Source organism: Mycetocola saprophilus (assembly GCF_000718085.1).
GTDB lineage: Bacteria > Actinomycetota > Actinomycetes > Actinomycetales > Microbacteriaceae > Mycetocola > Mycetocola saprophilus.
The window spans coordinates 213,178-230,734 of record NZ_JOEC01000003.1 but is presented as its reverse complement, the minus strand read 5'-3'; the positions used below and the strand labels follow the sequence as shown (position 1 = coordinate 230,734).

General features: G+C 66.5%; 19 protein-coding genes. 10 read left to right on the top strand and 9 right to left on the bottom strand.

Annotated elements, in window-relative coordinates; translation table 11 throughout:
• Window positions 1–136 precede the first annotated feature (136 nt).
• Both IE92_RS0113565 and IE92_RS17470 read left to right on the top strand, forming a co-directional pair.
• Window positions 137–841 (top strand): DUF4190 domain-containing protein, encoded by a 705-nt coding sequence (locus IE92_RS0113565; protein WP_051701967.1) that lies wholly within the window; start codon window positions 137–139, stop codon window positions 839–841.
• A 153-nt stretch (window positions 842–994) separates the two neighbouring features.
• Window positions 995–1,816, top strand: coding sequence for a DUF4190 domain-containing protein (locus IE92_RS17470; protein ID WP_051701966.1), 822 nt, complete (start codon window positions 995–997; stop codon window positions 1,814–1,816).
• A gap of 55 nt (window positions 1,817–1,871) precedes the next feature.
• On the opposite strand, the gene IE92_RS0113550 is transcribed toward IE92_RS17470, so the two are convergent.
• From IE92_RS0113550 to sdhC, 6 genes are all read right to left on the bottom strand, one after another.
• Window positions 1,872–2,282, bottom strand: a complete 411-nt coding sequence (locus tag IE92_RS0113550) for a VOC family protein (RefSeq protein ID WP_030149045.1) — start codon at window positions 2,280–2,282, stop codon at window positions 1,872–1,874.
• Window positions 2,283–2,322: 40 nt separating this feature from the next.
• Window positions 2,323–2,778 carry a hypothetical protein gene (locus IE92_RS0113545; protein ID WP_030149044.1) on the bottom strand — a complete coding sequence of 152 codons (456 nt, stop codon included), beginning with the start codon at window positions 2,776–2,778 and terminating at the stop codon, window positions 2,323–2,325.
• Between the two features lie 118 nt (window positions 2,779–2,896).
• A complete protein-coding gene (locus IE92_RS0113540; protein WP_030149043.1) occupies window positions 2,897–3,658 on the bottom strand; it encodes a succinate dehydrogenase iron-sulfur subunit in 762 nt (253 codons plus the stop codon).
• A gap of 2 nt (window positions 3,659–3,660) precedes the next feature.
• The gene (gene sdhA / locus IE92_RS0113535) at window positions 3,661–5,463 is read right to left on the bottom strand and encodes a succinate dehydrogenase flavoprotein subunit (RefSeq protein WP_030149042.1); all 1,803 of its coding nucleotides are present in this window, start codon (window positions 5,461–5,463) and stop codon (window positions 3,661–3,663) included.
• Between the two features lie 40 nt (window positions 5,464–5,503).
• Window positions 5,504–5,950 carry a succinate dehydrogenase hydrophobic membrane anchor subunit gene (locus tag IE92_RS0113530; protein ID WP_030149041.1) on the bottom strand — a complete coding sequence of 149 codons (447 nt, stop codon included), beginning with the start codon at window positions 5,948–5,950 and terminating at the stop codon, window positions 5,504–5,506.
• Window positions 5,951–5,960: 10 nt separating this feature from the next.
• Entirely contained in the window at window positions 5,961–6,380 is a 420-nt protein-coding gene (gene sdhC, locus IE92_RS0113525; protein ID WP_255505689.1) for a succinate dehydrogenase, cytochrome b556 subunit, read from the bottom strand.
• A gap of 281 nt (window positions 6,381–6,661) precedes the next feature.
• On the opposite strand from sdhC, the gene IE92_RS0113520 reads away from it, so the two are divergent.
• From IE92_RS0113520 to IE92_RS0113505, 4 genes are all read left to right on the top strand, one after another.
• Window positions 6,662–7,777 (top strand): mannose-1-phosphate guanylyltransferase, encoded by a 1,116-nt coding sequence (locus tag IE92_RS0113520; protein ID WP_030149039.1) that lies wholly within the window; start codon window positions 6,662–6,664, stop codon window positions 7,775–7,777.
• 156 nt (window positions 7,778–7,933) lie between these two features.
• Entirely contained in the window at window positions 7,934–9,058 is a 1,125-nt protein-coding gene (locus IE92_RS0113515) for an adenosine deaminase (RefSeq protein WP_030149038.1), read from the top strand.
• An 82-nt stretch (window positions 9,059–9,140) separates the two neighbouring features.
• Window positions 9,141–9,593 (top strand): PTS sugar transporter subunit IIA, encoded by a 453-nt coding sequence (locus tag IE92_RS0113510; protein WP_030149037.1) that lies wholly within the window; start codon window positions 9,141–9,143, stop codon window positions 9,591–9,593.
• 15 nt (window positions 9,594–9,608) lie between these two features.
• Window positions 9,609–9,881: a PTS sugar transporter subunit IIB gene (locus IE92_RS0113505; RefSeq protein WP_030149036.1), complete on the top strand. Its 273-nt coding sequence runs from the start codon at window positions 9,609–9,611 to the stop codon at window positions 9,879–9,881.
• A 57-nt stretch (window positions 9,882–9,938) separates the two neighbouring features.
• On the opposite strand, the gene IE92_RS0113500 is transcribed toward IE92_RS0113505, so the two are convergent.
• Both IE92_RS0113500 and IE92_RS0113495 read right to left on the bottom strand, forming a co-directional pair.
• On the bottom strand, window positions 9,939–11,627 hold the full coding sequence (locus IE92_RS0113500) for a phospho-sugar mutase (RefSeq protein ID WP_051701965.1): 1,689 nt from the start codon (window positions 11,625–11,627) through the stop codon (window positions 9,939–9,941).
• A 157-nt stretch (window positions 11,628–11,784) separates the two neighbouring features.
• Window positions 11,785–12,618: a purine-nucleoside phosphorylase gene (locus tag IE92_RS0113495; protein ID WP_030149034.1), complete on the bottom strand. Its 834-nt coding sequence runs from the start codon at window positions 12,616–12,618 to the stop codon at window positions 11,785–11,787.
• Window positions 12,619–12,714: 96 nt separating this feature from the next.
• Here IE92_RS0113495 and IE92_RS0113490 point away from each other — a divergent pair, with 96 nt between their 5' ends.
• From IE92_RS0113490 to IE92_RS0113480, 3 genes are all read left to right on the top strand, one after another.
• Window positions 12,715–14,154: an NAD(P)H-quinone dehydrogenase gene (locus tag IE92_RS0113490; RefSeq protein ID WP_030149033.1), complete on the top strand. Its 1,440-nt coding sequence runs from the start codon at window positions 12,715–12,717 to the stop codon at window positions 14,152–14,154.
• Window positions 14,155–14,333: 179 nt separating this feature from the next.
• Entirely contained in the window at window positions 14,334–14,636 is a 303-nt protein-coding gene (locus IE92_RS0113485; RefSeq protein WP_030149032.1) for a hypothetical protein, read from the top strand.
• A gap of 102 nt (window positions 14,637–14,738) precedes the next feature.
• The gene (locus IE92_RS0113480; protein ID WP_030149031.1) at window positions 14,739–14,921 is read left to right on the top strand and encodes a hypothetical protein; all 183 of its coding nucleotides are present in this window, start codon (window positions 14,739–14,741) and stop codon (window positions 14,919–14,921) included.
• A 293-nt stretch (window positions 14,922–15,214) separates the two neighbouring features.
• On the opposite strand, the gene IE92_RS0113470 is transcribed toward IE92_RS0113480, so the two are convergent.
• On the bottom strand, window positions 15,215–16,783 hold the full coding sequence (locus tag IE92_RS0113470) for an MFS transporter (protein WP_245601303.1): 1,569 nt from the start codon (window positions 16,781–16,783) through the stop codon (window positions 15,215–15,217).
• Between the two features lie 182 nt (window positions 16,784–16,965).
• Between IE92_RS0113470 and IE92_RS0113465 the strand changes: the two genes are divergently transcribed.
• On the top strand, window positions 16,966–17,538 hold the full coding sequence (locus tag IE92_RS0113465; RefSeq protein ID WP_245601302.1) for a TetR/AcrR family transcriptional regulator: 573 nt from the start codon (window positions 16,966–16,968) through the stop codon (window positions 17,536–17,538).
• The last annotated feature ends 19 nt before the right edge of the window (window positions 17,539–17,557 follow it).

Sequence of the window (17,557 nt, the reverse complement as noted above, 5' to 3'; positions counted from 1 at the left end):
GCGGCCAGACGATTCAACGTATAACGTTTGTTTAATTATGTCTAACTTTGAATCTCCTGTAAATTCTGCACCTCAGCCGCCGATCGCGCCGGCGCCCGTTCCTCCCGTGGCTCCGACCGCGGCTAAGGGGCTCGCGGTGGCCGCACTCGTGGTGGGTATCGTCGCCGTTCTGATCGGGTTCTTCCCGGTCGCCGGCATCATCGTGGGTGCGGTTGCCGTCATCCTCGGAATCGTTGCGCTGGTGAAGCGTCAGTCGAAGGCGTTCGCGCTGACCGGTCTGATCCTGGGTGCCGTCGGACTGATCACCTCGCTGATCGTGACCATCCTGGCCGGTGTGGTTGTGGGTGCCGCGATCGATTCCGTCCAGAAGGAGACCGGAGTCAACGTCCAGACCGAAGGCGAAGAGGCCGGCGATGACACCCTGGGTACCCGGGAAAACCCGATCGCGCTGGGCACCACCATCGAAGGTAAGGAATACACCGTCGTCATCAACTCGGTGACCCTGGGCCAGAATGACGCTGTTCTCGCGGCAAACCCCTTCAACGAGGCCCCCGCGGCCGGCAGCAGCTACGCGGTCATCAACTACACCGTGACCTACACCGGGGCCGACTCGGGTAACGCGGGGCTCGTATCCATTGACTACGTGACCTCCGCCGGAAACGTCGTGGATGCCACCAGCCAGCTTGTCGTGGCACCCGAGCCCGCCATCGGTTTTGAGGAGCTGTTTGCCGGAGCCAGTGCCACCGGGAACACCGCACTCGCCTTCCCGGATGGCGATGAGGGAGTCCTTCGGGTTCGTGCCGGACTGCTGACCGACCCGGTATTTGTTGCCATCAAGTAATACGGCGCTGCCGAGCGAAGGAGGGTCCCGATGGGGCCCTCCTTTTGCGTGGGGTGGGTGGCCCCGCTCGCACGGTAACCCCCATCAACCCCGAAAGGGGGGTGGGGCTGGATTCGGAGTGAGAAAATAACTCACGCTATTGTTGGCCATATCATGACTAACTCTGAATATCCTGGACAGCCTGAGCAGCTTCCGGTTGCCCCGCAGCCGCAGGCACCATTTGAGCCCGCATCCGTTCCCGCCTCCAGCCGTGGTCTGGCAATCACCGCCCTGGTGCTGGGAATCGTTGCCGTCGTCTTCGTGTTCCTGCCGCCGCTGAGCATCCTGCTCGGTATTATCGCCGTGGTCTTCGGCATCATTGCGCTGGTCAAGCGTCAGCCCAAGGCCTTTGCGCTGACCGGTCTGATCCTGGGAGCCGTCGGCGTCATCATCGGCGCTGTCCTCCTGGTGATTGGCCTGATCTTCACCGCTACCCTGATCGAGCAGGGTCAGAAGGGCGAGGGTCCGCTGGCGAACTCCTCGCTGCTGCCCTCCGCGGAGCCCACCGAGGTGGACGAGAGCGCGGATGAGGTTGGAGCGATCGGTACCCCGATCGTGGGCGACGGCTACACCGTCGTGATCAACTCCTTCACCCCGAACCAGACCGCCGAGGTGCTGGCGGCGGACGCCGACAACGCCGAGCCGATCGACGGCCACAGCTACGCCGTGGTGAACTACACGGTGACCTACACCGGCACCGGCGAGGGCAACCTCCTCGAAGCCCCGGTGCAGTACGTTACCTCCGCCGATGAGCTCTACCCGCTGGAGGACACCTTCGGATACGCCCCCGAGCCGCGCTTCACCCTGGATGAGACGCTGACCCCGGGCCAGTCGGTGACCGGAAACATCGCGCTGATCGTGCCCAACGATGACGCGGGTAAGCTCGCCGTGATCGCCGGTCAGGGACACCAGGGCGTGCTGGTTCCGATCAAGTAGTTCGAGCAACAAAAGGCGGCCCACCCTCACCGAGGATGGGCCGCTTTTTTGTGCGCTAGTTGGCGGTGATGTTGACCAGCCAGCCGATTCCAAACGAGTCCACCAGCATCCCGAAGGTGTCGCCCCACGGCGCGGTTTCCAGCGGAGCCTGCACGGTGGCACCGGGGAGCAGACCCTCCCAGTAGCCGCGCAGCTCGGCCTCATCCGGTCCCGAGAGCGAAACCGAGACATTGTCACCCACGGTGAGCTCCATATAGCTCGGGGTGTCGGAGACCATCAGGGTCAGCCCCGAGGGGGAGACGATCATGCCGTGCATGATCAGGTCGGCATCCGCGGGGTCCACCGGCATGCCGGCCTCCCCGAAGGTCGAGATGGTCAGCTCACCGCCGAGGATCCCATGGTAGAACTCGAGCGCCGCGCGGCCCTCGCCACGAAAGTTGATGTACGGATTCAGGGAGACGGTCATCGTTGGTCCTCTCGATCATGCGCGTTATGCGCTGATTCGATTATGAACCCGAATCGGTCGACTCGAAAGGGGCAACCTCCGGATTGTGATCAACGATGCGGTGGGTGATGAAGTATCCGGCGGTGGCCGCTACGATGGCCACGGCCAGCGGCAGCCAGGACACCGGGAGGTCGGCGGCGGGGATCGACCCCGCGGCAACCAGCGAATACCCAAACAGGCTCTGGGCGATCAGCAGGGCGGCCAGGTCGCCGCGTCGCTGATCCGGGGTTCGGGTCGCGTGTCCGCTGCGGAAGGCCCAGACCGTGACCAACATGATCAGGGCCATCGCGATGGCGACAAACCAGCTGGAGACGCCGCCCGCGGCCGGGGCGTCGGCATTGCCGAACTGGATCGGGACCGGGCCGGGGAGCGCGACGCAGAGAATGACCCATAGCAGCAGCGCGAGCACAATCACGCGGGGGACAAGCTTTTTTCGGTGCGCGGAGGCGGCGGTCATGACTCCCTTTCGTCTCCCACAGCCTAGCGAGAATTTGGGCCCGCGGAGCGCCCGCACCCGCCACACCACGACGGGCCTCGATCCCGGAGGATCGAGGCCCGTCGCATCGGAGTGGTTCTTACGGCTTGCCGCGCATGATCGCCGACTTGACCTCGGCGATGGCCTGGGTCACCTGGATGCCACGGGGGCAGGCCTCGGAGCAGTTGAAGGTGGTGCGGCAGCGCCACACGCCCTCCTTGTCGTTGAGGATGTCGAGGCGGACCTTGGCCTGGTCGTCGCGGGAGTCGAAGATGAAGCGGTGGGCGTTCACGATCGCCGCCGGGCCGAAGTACTGGCCGTCGGTCCAGAACACCGGGCAGGACGACGTGCACGCGGCGCACAGGATGCACTTGGTGGTGTCGTCAAAGCGGGCGCGGTCGGCCACCGACTGTACGCGCTCCTTGCCGGTGCCGGGGGTGCTGTTGGCCTGCAGGAAGGGCTGCACCTCACGGAAGGACTCGAAGAAGGGCTCCATATCGACCACGAGGTCCTTCTCCAGCGGCAGACCCTTGATGGCCTCCACGTAGATGGGCTTCGAGATGTCGAGGTCCTTGATCAGGGTCTTGCAGGCCAGGCGGTTGCGGCCGTTGATGCGCATCGCATCCGAGCCGCAGATGCCGTGCGCGCAGGAACGGCGGAAGGTCAGCGACCCGTCCTGCTCCCACTTGATCTTGTGCAGCGCGTCGAGCACACGGTCGGTACCGTAGAGCTCCACATCGTAGTCCTGCCAGCGCGGCTCCTCGTCAACCTCCGGGTCGAACCGGCGGATGATTAGGGTGACGGTGAAGGACGGGACCGCATCGGCGGCTGCCGGCGGCTTCTCGGCGGTAGCGGTAGCCACGATTAGTACTTCCTTTCCATCGGCTGGTAACGGGTAATGACCACGGGCTTCCAGTCCAGCGTGATGTGGTCACCGGCGTCGGCGGAGTGCGGATCGCCGCTCAGGTACGCCATGGTGTGCTGCATGTAGTTTTCGTCGTCGCGCTTGGGGAAGTCATCGCGCATGTGACCGCCGCGGCTCTCCTTGCGGTTCCGGGCGGAGAAGACAACCACCTCGGCGAGGTCGAGCAGGAAGCCCAGCTCGATGGCCTCGAGCAGGTCGGTGTTGAACCGCTTGCCCTTGTCCTGGACGCTGATGTTCTTATAGCGCTCGCGCAGCTGGTGGATGGTCTCGGTGACCTCGGCGAGGGACTCATCGGTGCGGAACACCTGGGCGCCGCGGTCCATGTGGTCCTGCAGCTCCTTACGCAGCACGGCCACGCGCTCGGTGCCGGTTCCGGTGCGGACCTGCTCGAGCAGCTCGCGCACCTCCTTGGCGGGGTCCTCGGGCAGTGGCACGAACTCGGCGGTCTTGACGTACTCGACGGCGTTGTTTCCGGCGCGCTTCCCGAACACGTTGATGTCGAGCAGCGAGTTGGTGCCCAGACGGTTGGAGCCGTGCACGGACACGCAGGCGCACTCGCCGGCGGCGTACAGACCCGGAACCACGGTGGTGTTATCGCGCAGAACCTCGGCGTTGACGTTGGTGGGAATACCACCCATGGCGTAGTGGGCGGTCGGCATCACCGGGACGGGTTCAACCACCGGGTCGACACCCAGGTAGGTGCGGGCGAACTCGGTGATGTCGGGCAGCTTGGTTTCCAGGACCTCGGCACCCAGGTGGGTGCAGTCGAGGTACACGTAGTCCTTGTGCGGTCCGGCACCGCGGCCCTCGGCCACCTCCTGGACCATGCAGCGGGCGACGATGTCACGCGGGGCGAGGTCCTTGATGGTGGGGGCGTAGCGCTCCATGAAGCGCTCACCCGAGGCGTTGCGCAGGATCGCACCCTCACCGCGGGCACCCTCGGTGAGGAGGATGCCGAGGCCGGCCAGACCGGTCGGGTGGAACTGGAAGAACTCCATGTCCTCGAGCGGCAGGCCCTTGCGCCAGACGATGCCGACGCCATCACCGGTCAGGGTGTGGGCGTTGGAGGTGGTCTTGTAGATCTTGCCGAAGCCACCGGTGGCGAAGATCATCGCCTTGGCCTGGAAGACGTGCAGCTCGCCGGTGGAGAGGTCATAGGCGACCACGCCCGAGGGCTGCTTGACGCCGTCCACCTCGGTCATGATGAGGTCGAGGACGTAGAACTCGTTGAAGAAGTTGATGCCGTGCTTGACGCAGTTTTGGTACAGCGTCTGCAGGATCATGTGGCCGGTGCGGTCGGCCGCGTAGCAGGCCCGGCGAACCGGAGCCTTACCGTGGTCGCGGGTGTGACCGCCGAAGCGGCGCTGGTCGATCTTGCCCTCGGGGGTGCGGTTGAAGGGCAGACCCATGTTCTCCAGGTCGATGACCGCGTCGATGGCCTCCTTGGCCAGGATCTCGGCGGCGTCCTGGTCGACCAGGTAGTCGCCACCCTTGATCGTGTCGAAGGTGTGCCACTCCCACGAGTCTTCCTCGACGTTGGCAAGGGCGGCGGCCATGCCACCCTGGGCCGCACCGGTGTGCGAGCGGGTCGGGTAGAGCTTGGAGATGACGGCGGTCTTGGCATTCGGTCCGGCCTCGATGGCCGCGCGCATTCCGGCACCGCCGGCACCGATGATCACGATGTCGAACTGGTGGTAGTGGACGCCGCCTACGATGGTGGATCCCTGGGTGCTGTTCGTCACAGAATTTTCCAATGTGTTGATCGTTGGGTGTCCGCGGTCGCTAGTGCGCGGCGCAGAGCTGAATCAGGGCATCGGAGGAGGGGTTTCCGATGCAGGGGTCGAACGTGAAGACCACGAGCGTGCCGAGGATGATCAGGATCGCGACGGCCGCCAGGATGGCGATCTTCAGGATGCCGCGGGTGGTGCGGCCACGGGCGTAGTCGTTGACGATGGTGCGCATGCCGTTGCCGCCGTGGATCAGCGCGAGCCACAGCATGATGACGTCCCACCACTGCCAGAACGGGTCGGCCCACTTGCCGGCCACGAAGGCGAAGTTAATGGCGGAGACGCCGGTGCCCTGCCACAGGTTCACAAACAGGTGACCAAAGATCAGTACCACCAGCACAACGCCGGAGACACGCATGTACAGCCAGCCCCACTTTTCCCAGTTGGTGCCGTTTCCACGGGTGCGGGGGGAGCGGGGAGCCGCGATTTCGGTAGTAGTCATGGCGGGCCTCCTAGTGGCTGAACACGTTGGTCAGGTGCCGCGGCACAAAGGCGAGCATGGTGAGCACCCAGAGGGCGATCACGATCCAGAACATGAGCTTCTGGTAGCGGGTGCCCTTGGACCAGAAGTCCACCAGGATGATCCGCAGACCGTTGAAGGCGTGGAAGACGATCGCGGCCACCAGGCCGACCTCGCCAATGCCCATGATCGGGGTCTGGTAGGTGCCGATCACGGCGTCATACGCCTCGGGGGATACACGCACCAGCGCGGTATCCAGCACGTGAACCAGCAGGAAGAAGAAGATCGCGACGCCGGTTATGCGGTGGAAAACCCATGACCACATGCCCTCGTGACCGCGGTACAGCGTACCCGCGGGACGCGGTTTCTTTTTTGATGCCTTCGGTGGAGTCCCTGCAGTCTGCACTGACACGAACAGCCCTCCCATAATCGTCGAAGCCTCGGTCGACAGCCACACGAGCCGTCGTGCGTCTTTTAGGCGCTACGCCCATCCTATGTCGACAATGAGTCGGTTACCGCTTAGGCGACCCTTAGTGGTCGGAGATATTCGCTGTCCGAAACCAGCTGTTCACCGGGAACTCCCGGCAAATTTGCTGTCTGGGTGACGCGACACCCGCCGGGAGGCGCCGGTGATTGAGGCGTTGCCCGCCGAGTCGCCCGCTCCTCCCAGGTTGCGCCGACTACCCTGGAGACATGAAACCCGCACTCGACCGCTTTTTTAGCGTGATTCCGGCCGGGGGTGTCGGCTCACGACTGTGGCCGCTGTCCCGCGCGGATGCACCGAAGTTCCTGCACGACCTCACCGGCTCCGGTTCGACCCTGCTGCGGGCGACCTGGGACCGACTGGCACCGATCGCCGGTGACCAGCGCATCATGGTCGTGACCGGACGCGCGCACCGCGCCGCCGTGGAGGAGCAGCTGCCCGGGCTCGCGGACCAGAACATCGTGCTGGAGGCCGATCCTCGGGATTCGACCGTGGCCATCGCCCTCGCCGCCGCGATCCTGGTGCGCCGGGAGCCGGACGCGATCATCGGTTCATTCGCCGCAGATCACGTGATCAGCGGTGACCGCCTGTTCCGCTCCGCCGTGAACGAGGCCGTGCTGGCAGCGGACGCCGGGTTTATCGCGACCATCGGTATTACCCCGACCGAGCCCGCCGTGGGCTTTGGGTACATCAAGGTGGCCGATGACCTGAACATCACCGGTGCAGCGAGTGCCCGCGCGGTCGAGTGCTTCGTGGAGAAGCCCGACCTGCCCACCGCGCAGAGCTACCTGGCCGACGGCGGATACCTCTGGAACGCGGGGATGTTCATCACCCGCGCCGATGTGCTGCTCGAGGAGCTGGGCCGTAACCAGCCCGAACTGCGCGCCTCGATCGTGGAACTCGCCGCCGCCTGGGATGACCCGGCAACCCGCGGCCCCGCGGTGGACCGCATCTGGCCCACGCTCAAGAAGATCGCGATCGACTACTCGGTGGCCGAGCCCGCCGCGGCAGCCGGTCGCCTCGCGGTGATCCCCGGTGCCTTTAAGTGGGACGATGTGGGCGACTTCGCCTCGCTCGCCAAGCTCAACACCGGCGGTGCCGGCGGCGACCTGGCCATCCTGGGCGAGAATGCACGCGTGCTGGCGGATGCCTCCAGCGGCATCGTGGTGTCCGAGACCGACCGCGTGATCAGCCTGATCGGTGTGAAGAACATCGTGGTGGTGGACACCCCGGACGCCCTGCTGGTCACCACCAGCGAGCACGCCCAGCGGGTGAAATCCGTGGTGGATGCGCTGAAGATCTCCGGTCGCAACGACCTGCTCTAGACGCCTCGAAGCCCGCGAATTCTCAGTCTGAATTCGCGGGCTTTGTGGTATCTAAAACCGCTGATATATCAACAAATCGGTCGCCTGATGACGAGTGTATGAACGGCATTGGATTTACCCTGTCGTTTCGCGAGGGTCGCGGGTAGACTTTGCCGGGTGAGTACCTCGGATAACTACACTCTGCCCGGCGGCATCAACCTGCGGGCCCTGCCCAAGGTGTCGCTGCACGACCACCTGGACGGTGGACTGCGCCCGCAGACCATCCTGGACCTGGCCGCCGCGGCCGGCCTGGAGGCCCCCGCCAACACCGCCGAGGAACTCGCCGAGTGGTTTATCGACCAGGCCAGCGCCGGCAGTCTGCCCGCCTACCTGAAGACTTTTGACCTGGCCATCGCCGTCCTGCAGACGGCGGATGCACTGGCGCGGGTTGCTCGTGAGTTTGTCCACGACCTGGCCGACGACGGCGTGATCTACGCCGAGATTCGCTGGGCACCCGAGCAGCACCTGCGGGGCGGGCTGACCCTCGACCGCGCGGTCGAGGCCGTGCAGCAGGGTCTCGAGCGCGGGGTGGATGATGTGCGCCGAGCCGGGGGCGAGATCGAGGTGGGCCAGCTGCTCACCGCGATGCGTCATGCGGATAACGCGCTGGAAATCGCCGAGCTGGCCGTGCGTCATCGCGATCACGGCGTGGTCGGATTCGACATCGCCGGTGCCGAGGACGGCTTCCCTCCCGCCCGGCACCGCCTGGCCTTCGACTATCTGGCCCAGCACTACTTCCCGGTCACCGTGCACGCGGGGGAGGCCGCCGGTCTCGACTCGATCCAGGGCGCGCTGTTTGATGGACGCGCCCTGCGCCTAGGCCACGGCGTGCGCCTGGCCGAGGATATCGAGGTGCGTCGTACCGAGGGCGACAACGTCTATGTGGAGATGGGGGAGCTGGCGCACTGGGTCAATGACCGCGAGATCGCGCTGGAGCTCAGCCCCTCCTCGAACCTGCAGACCGGAGCCATCGACGCGTGGGGTGACGAGCTCGAGGATCACCCCTTCGACCTGCTCTACCAGCTGGGCTTCCGAGTCACGGTCAACGTGGACAACCGCACGGTCACCGGAACCTCGCTGACCCGCGAGCTGGCCCTGCTCTCGGCGGCCTTCGAATACGACCTCGAAGACCTGGAAATCTTCCAGCTCAATGCGGCCGCCGCCGCGTTTATGCCCACCGAGGACCGGGAGTACCTGACCGAGCGCATTCGTGCAGGTTTCGACGCCGCGGCAGACGCATAGCGAGCGTTCTACCGATTCTCGGGGTGGGAACCGGTAGCCTGGAAGAACGAACCCTTCGCCCCCGTGATTCAGTGAGGATCTCATGCCGCTACCCCCGCTTCCCGACGACGCAATCAACCTGCACGCCAGTGCGGGTGACTGGCGTGACGCGGTGCGGCTTGCCGGCAACGCTCTTGAGCGTGGCGGCTTCACCGCCGAGAGCTACTCCGACCGGATGATCGAGGTCATCGAGGAATTTGGTGCCTACGTGGTGATCGCGCCGGGCCTGGCCCTCGCGCACGCCCGCCCGGGCCCCGACGTGCTGAACTCGGGCATCGCCGTGGTCACCCTGGCCGAGCCCGTGGTGTTTGGACACCCGCATAACGACCCGGTCAACGTGGTCATCGGCCTGGCCGTCACCGGAACCGAGGAGCACGTCACCACGGTGGCCGAGCTGGCCAACGTCTTCAACGATGCCGGGTCGATCCCGGCCCTGGCCGATGCCCCGACCGCGGAGCGTGTGCGCGATATCCTCGGGGCTCCGGCCGCGGAATAGAGGGGGTCAACCATGATGCACATCGTTGCAATCTGTGGGGCCGGGGTGGGAACATCCGGCATCCTCAAGGTGAACGCCGAGCGCGCGCTGGCCCGCCTGGGCCTGGAAGCCACGGTCACCGCGAGCGATGCGGCCTCGGTCATGACCGCCGCCGCCGACGCCCAGATCATCCTCACCTCCTCGGAGCTGGTCCCGGCCATCGGCAAGACCTACGCGGAGATCATCGTGATCAACAACTACTTCGACCTGGACGAGCTGGCTGACAAGCTCGAAGAGGCCCTGAGCTAGCGTCAACACACAACGAGCCGGGTGGAGTGATCCACCCGGCTCGTTGTGTATGTGAGGCTATTCCGAAACCAGCTCGGTGAGGTCGCTGCGGATCTCGACCAGGCTCTCCAGGACGGTCTCGTCCTCGCCACGCACGTCGAGGTAGAACTTGACCTTGGGCTCGGTTCCACTCGGGCGAATCATGATCCGCGCACCGTCGGAGAGTTCCCAGCGCAGCGCGTTGGTGCCCGGGCGCTCGGCGGTGGCGACCGACAGGTCCTCGATCTTGACGATCTCCCGGCTGCCCAGCAGGGCCGGCGGGGTCTCGCGCAGACGCGCCATCAGCGCGGGGATCTGGGCCAGGTTGGTGAAGCGGATCGAGAGCTGGTCGCTGCCGAAGTAACCGAAGCGGGTTGCGAACTCGTCGAGCATGTCGCCCAGGGTGCGTCCCTCCTCGGCGGCGGCACCGGCGAGCTCAAGCACGGCGAGGCCGGCGGAGATGCCGTCCTTATCGTGCACGGTGTCGGGGTTGACCAGGTAGCCGATGGCCTCCTCGTAGCCGAACAGCAGGTGCGGGACCCGGGAGACCCACTTGAACCCGGTGAGGGTTTCGGCGAAGTCCAGCTGGTACTGACGCGCGACCTCGGCCAGGGCCGGGGAAGACACGATGGTGCAGGCCAGCGCGCCGTGACGACCGGTGGCGCGGGCCCGCTCGGCGGCACGCCATCCCAGCAACCAGCCGATCTGGTTACCGGTCAGCTGGCGGAAGCCGCCGGGTGCCGCGGGATCGGGAATCGCGACCGAGCAGCGGTCGGCATCGGGGTCGTTGGCGATGATCAGGTCGGCACCGTGCTCGCGCGCGGTCTCGATGGCCAGATCCAGTGCGCCGGGCTCCTCGGGGTTGGGGAACGCGACTGTGGGGAAGGCGGCGTCGGGGTCGCGCTGGGCGGCCACGGCGATGGGCTCGGGGAGTCCGGCGGCGGTCACCACCCGGGCGAAGGTTTCCCAGCCCACACCGTGCATCGCGGTGTAGACCACGCGCAGCGGCTGCGGGGTCTGGTCAACCAGGGCCGCGGTCGCGCGAACATAGGCGTCGATCACGGCCTCATCGGCGATCGCATACTCGGGGGAGCGGGGCAGATCCAGCACGCTCTCGTCGGTCGCGATGCGCAGGATCTGGGTCGCGATCTCGGCATCCACCGGGGCGACAATCTGCGAGCCCGCATCCTCATCGCCGAGGTACACCTTGTAGCCGTTATCGGCGGGCGGGTTGTGGCTCGCGGTCACCATGATGCCCGCGCTGGTGCCCAGCTGACGGACGGCGAAGGCCAGCACCGGGGTGGGCAGCGGACGCGGCAGCAGGGTCACTCGGATGCCCACACCCGAGAGCAGTTCGGCGCTGTCGCGCGCGAACACGTCGGAGTTCTTGCGGCCGTCATAGCCGATCACGACGCTCGGGGTGGTGTCGCCGGCGCGGGCGTTGAGGAACGCTCCGATGCCGGCGGCGGCCTGGGAGACCAGGACGCGGTTCATCCGGTTGGATCCGGCCTCGACGCGGCCACGCAGGCCCGCGGTGCCAAACTCCAGGCGTCCGGCGAAGCGGTCGGCCAGGTCGGCGCGGGCGGCGGAGTCGCCGCCGCGGACGGCCTCGAGGATCGCGGAGAGCTCGTCGCGGGTCTCCGGATCGGGATCCTGGGCGAGCCACGCCTCGGCGCGCTCAAGCAGGTCGGTGCACACCGGAACGGAACCGGTATTCTCGCCGCTCATCGGGCTCCGCCGGGTCGGCTCAGGCTGTTCATTGCAGTTTGCATGTCCACCATGCTAACCGGATCGGCCGCAAAACCGGGTGTGGAAGCGGTGATTAACGCGGTGTGGCGGCGGCCCGAAATCTCGGTGCCGCCGCCACGTGACGTGCTCTAACGGATTAGATCGCCGCGACGATCTGCGCGAGCAGCGCGCTGATCTTGGCCTCGGCCGCCTGACCGGCCTCGATGACCTCGGTGTGGCTGAGCGCGGTGGGGGAGATTCCGGCGGCCAGGTTGGTGATCAGGGACATGCCCAGGATCTCCATGCCGGCCTCGCGGGCGGCGATTGCCTCCAGCGCGGTGGACATACCCACGATGTGGCCACCGATGGTCTTGGCCATCTGCACCTCGGCGGGGGTCTCATAGTGCGGTCCGCGGAACTGGCAGTACACACCCTCGTCCAGCTCGGGGGCGATGGTGCGTGCCAGGTCGCGCAGACGCGAGGAGTACAGGTCGGTCAGGTCCACGAAGGTGGCACCCTCGAGCGGGGAGTCCGCGGTGAGGTTGATGTGGTCGCTGATCAGCACCGGGGTCCCCGGGGTCCAGTGCTCCTTGATGCCACCGGCACCGTTGGTGAGGATCATGGTCTTGGCACCGGCGGCGGCCGCGGTGCGCACCGAGTGGACGGTGCGGCGAACGCCGTGGCCCTCGTAGTAGTGGGTGCGGGCGCCGATGACCAGCGCGTGCTTGCCGTTGGGCAGCTTGATCGAGCGCAGGGTTCCGCCGTGGCCGGGCAGCGCGGGCTTGGAGAAGCCGACGACCTCCTCGGCGGGGAACTCGGCGACGGTCTCACCGAGCAGGTCCGCAGCCTTGCCCCAGCCGGAGCCGAGGGTCAGCGCGATATCGTGCGAGGCGACGCCGGTCTTCTCGGCGATCTGGGCGGCGGCTTCGGCGGCAACCTCGCGCGGCGAAACGGCCGGGTCGTGCAGGGGGTTTGTGGTGGAGTCTGACATGGTTTCCACTCTAGCCAAAGACCCCGGATCGCGCCCGTTTTCGAGGCGCGCCGAATTCACTTTGAACGCCCCGATAAGCCTGCAAGAATGGAGGTCATGGTCTACGACTTTGAACGCACCCAAAAGATTGCGGTAATCGGTGGCGGCCCGGGCGGCTACGAGGCAGCCCTGGCCGGCGCACAGCTCGGCGCGGAGGTGACCCTGATCGAGCGGATCGGGGTCGGCGGATCCGCCGTCATCTCCGATGTTGTCCCCTCCAAATCGCTGATTGCCACCGCCGAGGCAACCACCGCCATTCGGACCGCGAGTGATCTCGGGGTCCGTTTTTATGCGCAGGATGAGAACACCGGCAAGCCGATCCAGCCCGAGGTGGCCGTCAACCTGGGCGCGGTGAATAAGCGCCTGCTGAGCATGGCGCACGCGCAGTCCGAGGACATGCGTCAGTCGCTGGTCGAGGCCGGCGTGACCATCATCGACGGGCACGGACGCCTCGACGGCCGCGACGCGGTCATCGCCTCGACCGAGTCCGGCGGCACCGGTGCCGACTTTGACCGGATCGAAGCGGACACCATCGTCGTCTCGGTGGGCGCGAGCCCCCGCATCCTGGACACCGCCAAGCCCGACGGCGAGCGCATCCTGACCTGGACCCAGCTCTACAACCTCAAGACCGTGCCCGAGCACCTGATCGTGGTGGGTTCTGGCGTGACCGGTGCCGAGTTCGCCTCGGCCTACCGCGCCCTGGGCTCAACCGTGACCCTGATCTCCAGCCGCGACCAGGTGCTGCCTGGCGAGGACGCCGACGCCGCCGCGGTGATCGAGAAGGTCTTCAAGCGCGGCGGCATGACCGTGCTGAATAAGTCCCGCGCCGATTCGGTGGTGCGCGACGGTGACGGCGTGCTGGCCACGCTCTCCGATGGTCGCACGGTGTCCGGCTCACACGCGCTGATCGCCGTGGGCTCGATCCCCAATACCGCGGGCATCGGCCTCGAGGAGGCCGGCGTGCTGATGACCGAGTCCGGTCACATCCGCGTGAACAAGGTTGCCCGCACCTCGGTTCCCAACATCTACGCCGCCGGTGACTGCACCACGTTCCTGCCGCTGGCCTCGGTGGCCTCGATGCAGGGGCGCACGGCGATCTACCACTCCCAGGGTGACGCGGTGAACCCGATCGAGCTGCGCAACGTGGCCGCCAACGTCTTCACCCAGCCGGAGATCGCAACCGTCGGCTGGAGCCAGAAGGAGATCGAGGACGGCAAGGTCCGCGGCGAAATCTATAAGCTGCCGCTGGCTCACAACCCGCGCGCCAAGATGATGGGCATCAAGGATGGCTTCGTGAAGCTGTTTGCCAGCGTCGGTTCCGGTGCCGTGCTCGGTGGCGTGATCGTGGCCCCCAAGGCCTCCGAGCTGGTCTTCCCGCTCGCGCTGGCGGTGGAGCACCGCCTGACGGTGGACCAGGTGGCGGCGGCCTTTGCCGTGTATCCGTCGCTGGTGGGCTCGATCACCGATGCCGCCAAGGCGATGCACCGCGTCGGCTAGTTTCACTCTGGCGTCTGGCGTCTGGCGTCTGGCGTCTGACACCTGGCGTCTGGCGTTTCGGGTCCCGTCCGCGTTGTCCGCGGGCGGGATCCCTTGTTTTCCGGGGGTTTTCTCGCCATACCGGTATTACCCATCGTGGCGGCGCACGCTGTTCTCACACCGAGTGTGAGGAGGCCCCGATGGCCCAGAAATTTGAACTTCGATATTCCGAGGGGTGCCGCCGCGCGCTGGAAGACCTGCGCGGCAGTCCATCCATGCGGAAGAAACGGCGCCGGGTCGAGCTTGCCCTGGAGAAGCTCGCCAACGATCCGCTGTATCCTTCGCTCCGCAGCCATAAGCACGTCGCGGTCAACGATGAGGACGGGGTCGGGGTGTTTGGATCCTATGTCGAGCACCACACCCCCTCGGCCTGGCGACTGCTGTGGCGCTACGGCCCGGGGGAGGGGGAGATTACCGTGCTCGGGGTCGGGCCGCATCCGTAGCGCCAAGGGCTCGCAATCGGTGCCCGGGCGCGGTAGTGTGTCGGGACAAACCTCGGGTTTCGCCGCTTGGAATCCGGGGCCGTGAACCGCGAGAGGAGTGTTATGAACGCACAGACCGAGGGCACCAACGGAACACCCGCCGAACACGATCACGTATCGGATCCGGCGCACAGCGATCAGACCGGGAGCGACTGGACCGACGAGGGCGGCGCCACCGAGTACGGCGCGGCCACCCACGTGGATGATCCCGACGCGCACACCCCCGCGTCCGCCGAAAACAGCTAGGACCAACACAGGCCCGGATCCGTGAGGATCCGGGCCTTCTGGGTGTCGCGGGGTCGCGCCGGGAGCGGCGCGTTTCTCCGTTATGCGATGCAGGGGCTGCACGGTTTAAGCGGTACCGAGTCGTCCGCGGATTCCAGCGGGGAATCGGTTTCGCGGAGTGCGCGGCGCAGATAGGCCGAGTCGCGCATGTCGTTCCAGAGGCCGCGAACGGCCTCGCCTAAGCGGAGGGCTGTTGTGATCATCGTGTGTAGATGCTCCCTTCGGAATCGTGTGTGGGCCAGAATCGGCCCGGGTTACCGCGCGGAGATACCGTCGCGGAGTGCGGGGGCGGCATCGAGGTCGGGTTCGATGTCCGCGGGAATTTCGTCGGCGGGAAGGGCGGCGCCGGCCGTTGCGATGACCACCGAGGCCTCGGCCTCCAGGGCCTCGGCGTGGGTGGGTGCCGCGGTTTCGACCGTGGTCTTGGGATCGGATGCCTCCCGTGCGGGGCGGCGACCGGGAATCAGTGCGGCGGCCGCGGTGGCGGCGATCCCGGTGATCGTGATGAAGACAAACGCCCCGGTGTAGCCCGCGGCGGTGGGCAGCCCGGCCACACCCGCGGTTGAGGTGACAATCGCCCCGAAGACCGCGGTACCCACGGCGCCACCCACGGTGCGAATGTTTGTGTTCATTCCGGTGGCAACGCCGGTCTGATGGGCGGGAACCGCGTTCACGATCACGTTGGTGAGCGCGGCATAGGCGATCCCGAGCCCCAGGCCGTAGATGCCACAGGCCAGGGCGATCTGCCACAGTGCGAAGTGCTCAATCACGATCAGGGCGGAACCGATCGCGCCCATTGCGCTCGCGGTCATCAGCTGGATGCGGTAGCCGAGCAGGCGGGTCAGCGGGGCGCTGAAGGCACCACCGACCGCCATGCCCACGGTCATCGGCAGGATGACCAGGCCGGCCAGGGTGACCGAGGCCCCGAAGCCGTAGCCCTGGGCGGGGCTGGTCTGGACGTACTGCGGGACGAAGGTGATCATCGCGAACATGCCGGCACCAAACAGGAAGGCCACCAGGTTTGTGGTCCACACGGCGGGCAGACGCATCATCTTCATATCGACGATCGGGGTGGGGGAGGTGGCCTCCACTCGGATCCACACCAGCATCAGCAGCGCGGCCAGGACAAACAGGCCGATGGTGAGCGGCGAGGCCCATCCCCAGCGCGAGCCGTTGGATAGCGGCAGCAGCAGGGCGACCAGCCACCCGGCCAGCAGCACCGCACCGAGCGGGCGCAGGCGTCCGCCGGGACGGGAGGCGGACTCGGGCAGGACAAACGCGGCACCGATGGCGACCACCGCAACCACGGCGGCGGGCAGCCAGAACAGCGCGCGCCAGCCCAGTGCATCGACGATCGGGCCGGCGAGGACGCTGCCCAGGCCACCACCCACGGCGATCACCGAGGACATGATGCCCACGGCACCGGCCACGCGGGCGGCGGGGAAGTTTTCGCGAATCAGGCCGAAGGCCAGCGGGAAGACCGCACCGCCGAGGCCCTGGAGCACGCGGCCGGCCAGCAGCAGTCCGATGCTCGGGGCGAAGGTGGCCAGGATGCTTCCGGCCACGATCGCGCCGAGGGCGAAGAGGATGGTGCGCTTCTTGCCAAACAGGTCACCCATCCGGCCCACCAGCGGGGTGCTGGCCGCGGCCGAGAGGGCCCAGGCGGTCAGGATCCAGGTGGTCGCGGTCTGGGTGGTGTGGAGCTCCTGCTGGATCAGCGGGAGCGCGGGGTTCAGCAGCGACTGAAGCATCGACATGGCCGCGGAGGCGATGGCGAGGATCAGGAAGATGAGCGTGAGTGGACGTCGAATCGTAGTCGACACGGTGGGAACCTTTCAGAAACGACTCGAACGCTCGGGCTGCTGGGTGAGTCGGAGTGTCGTGCCGAAGGGTAGATTATGGCCTGCACGAGGAGTAAAGTGGAGGCGTCCTCCTGGATTACCGGAGGCATGCTCTTAGATTACCGGAGGGTTCCTCCGGTTTGCAAGTGTTGGAAGGAAATTTGGTGGAACTCGAGACCCTGGTTGAAACCAGCCGACCCCACCGCGCCGATGCGGCCCGCAACTACGACGCGCTGATCGAGACCGCGAAGGTTGTTTTTCGCGAGGAGGGCATCACCGCCTCCCTGGAGGAGGTCGCGCGCCGCGCGGGCGTGGGCATCGGGACGCTGTACCGCAACTTCCCCACCCGCGAGGATCTGATCGAGCGCGTCTATGCGTCCGAGGTTCTGGTGCTGTGCCGCAAGGCCGATGAGCACCTTGAGGACGGCGGCAGCGAGTGGGACGCCTTCGAGGCGTGGCTGCGCGAGTTCATCCCGTTCCTGGCCACCAAGCGTGCGCTGTTGGACGGCCTGAACCGCGGCTCGGAAACCATGCTGTGCTGCCGGACCGCGATGTACGCGGCGGGGGAGCCCCTGCTGGAAAACGCCCAGACCGCGGGCCTCGTGCGTCCGGACGTGGAGATCGCCGACGTGATCCGCCTGGTGGTCGGCGTCGCCGGCGTCGCCTACGAGACCGAGGAACAGGGCGAGCGTGTGCTCGGCTTCGCCTTCGACGGGATCCGCACGGCCCGCCCGTAGCTGCCGATCGGAGCCTCCC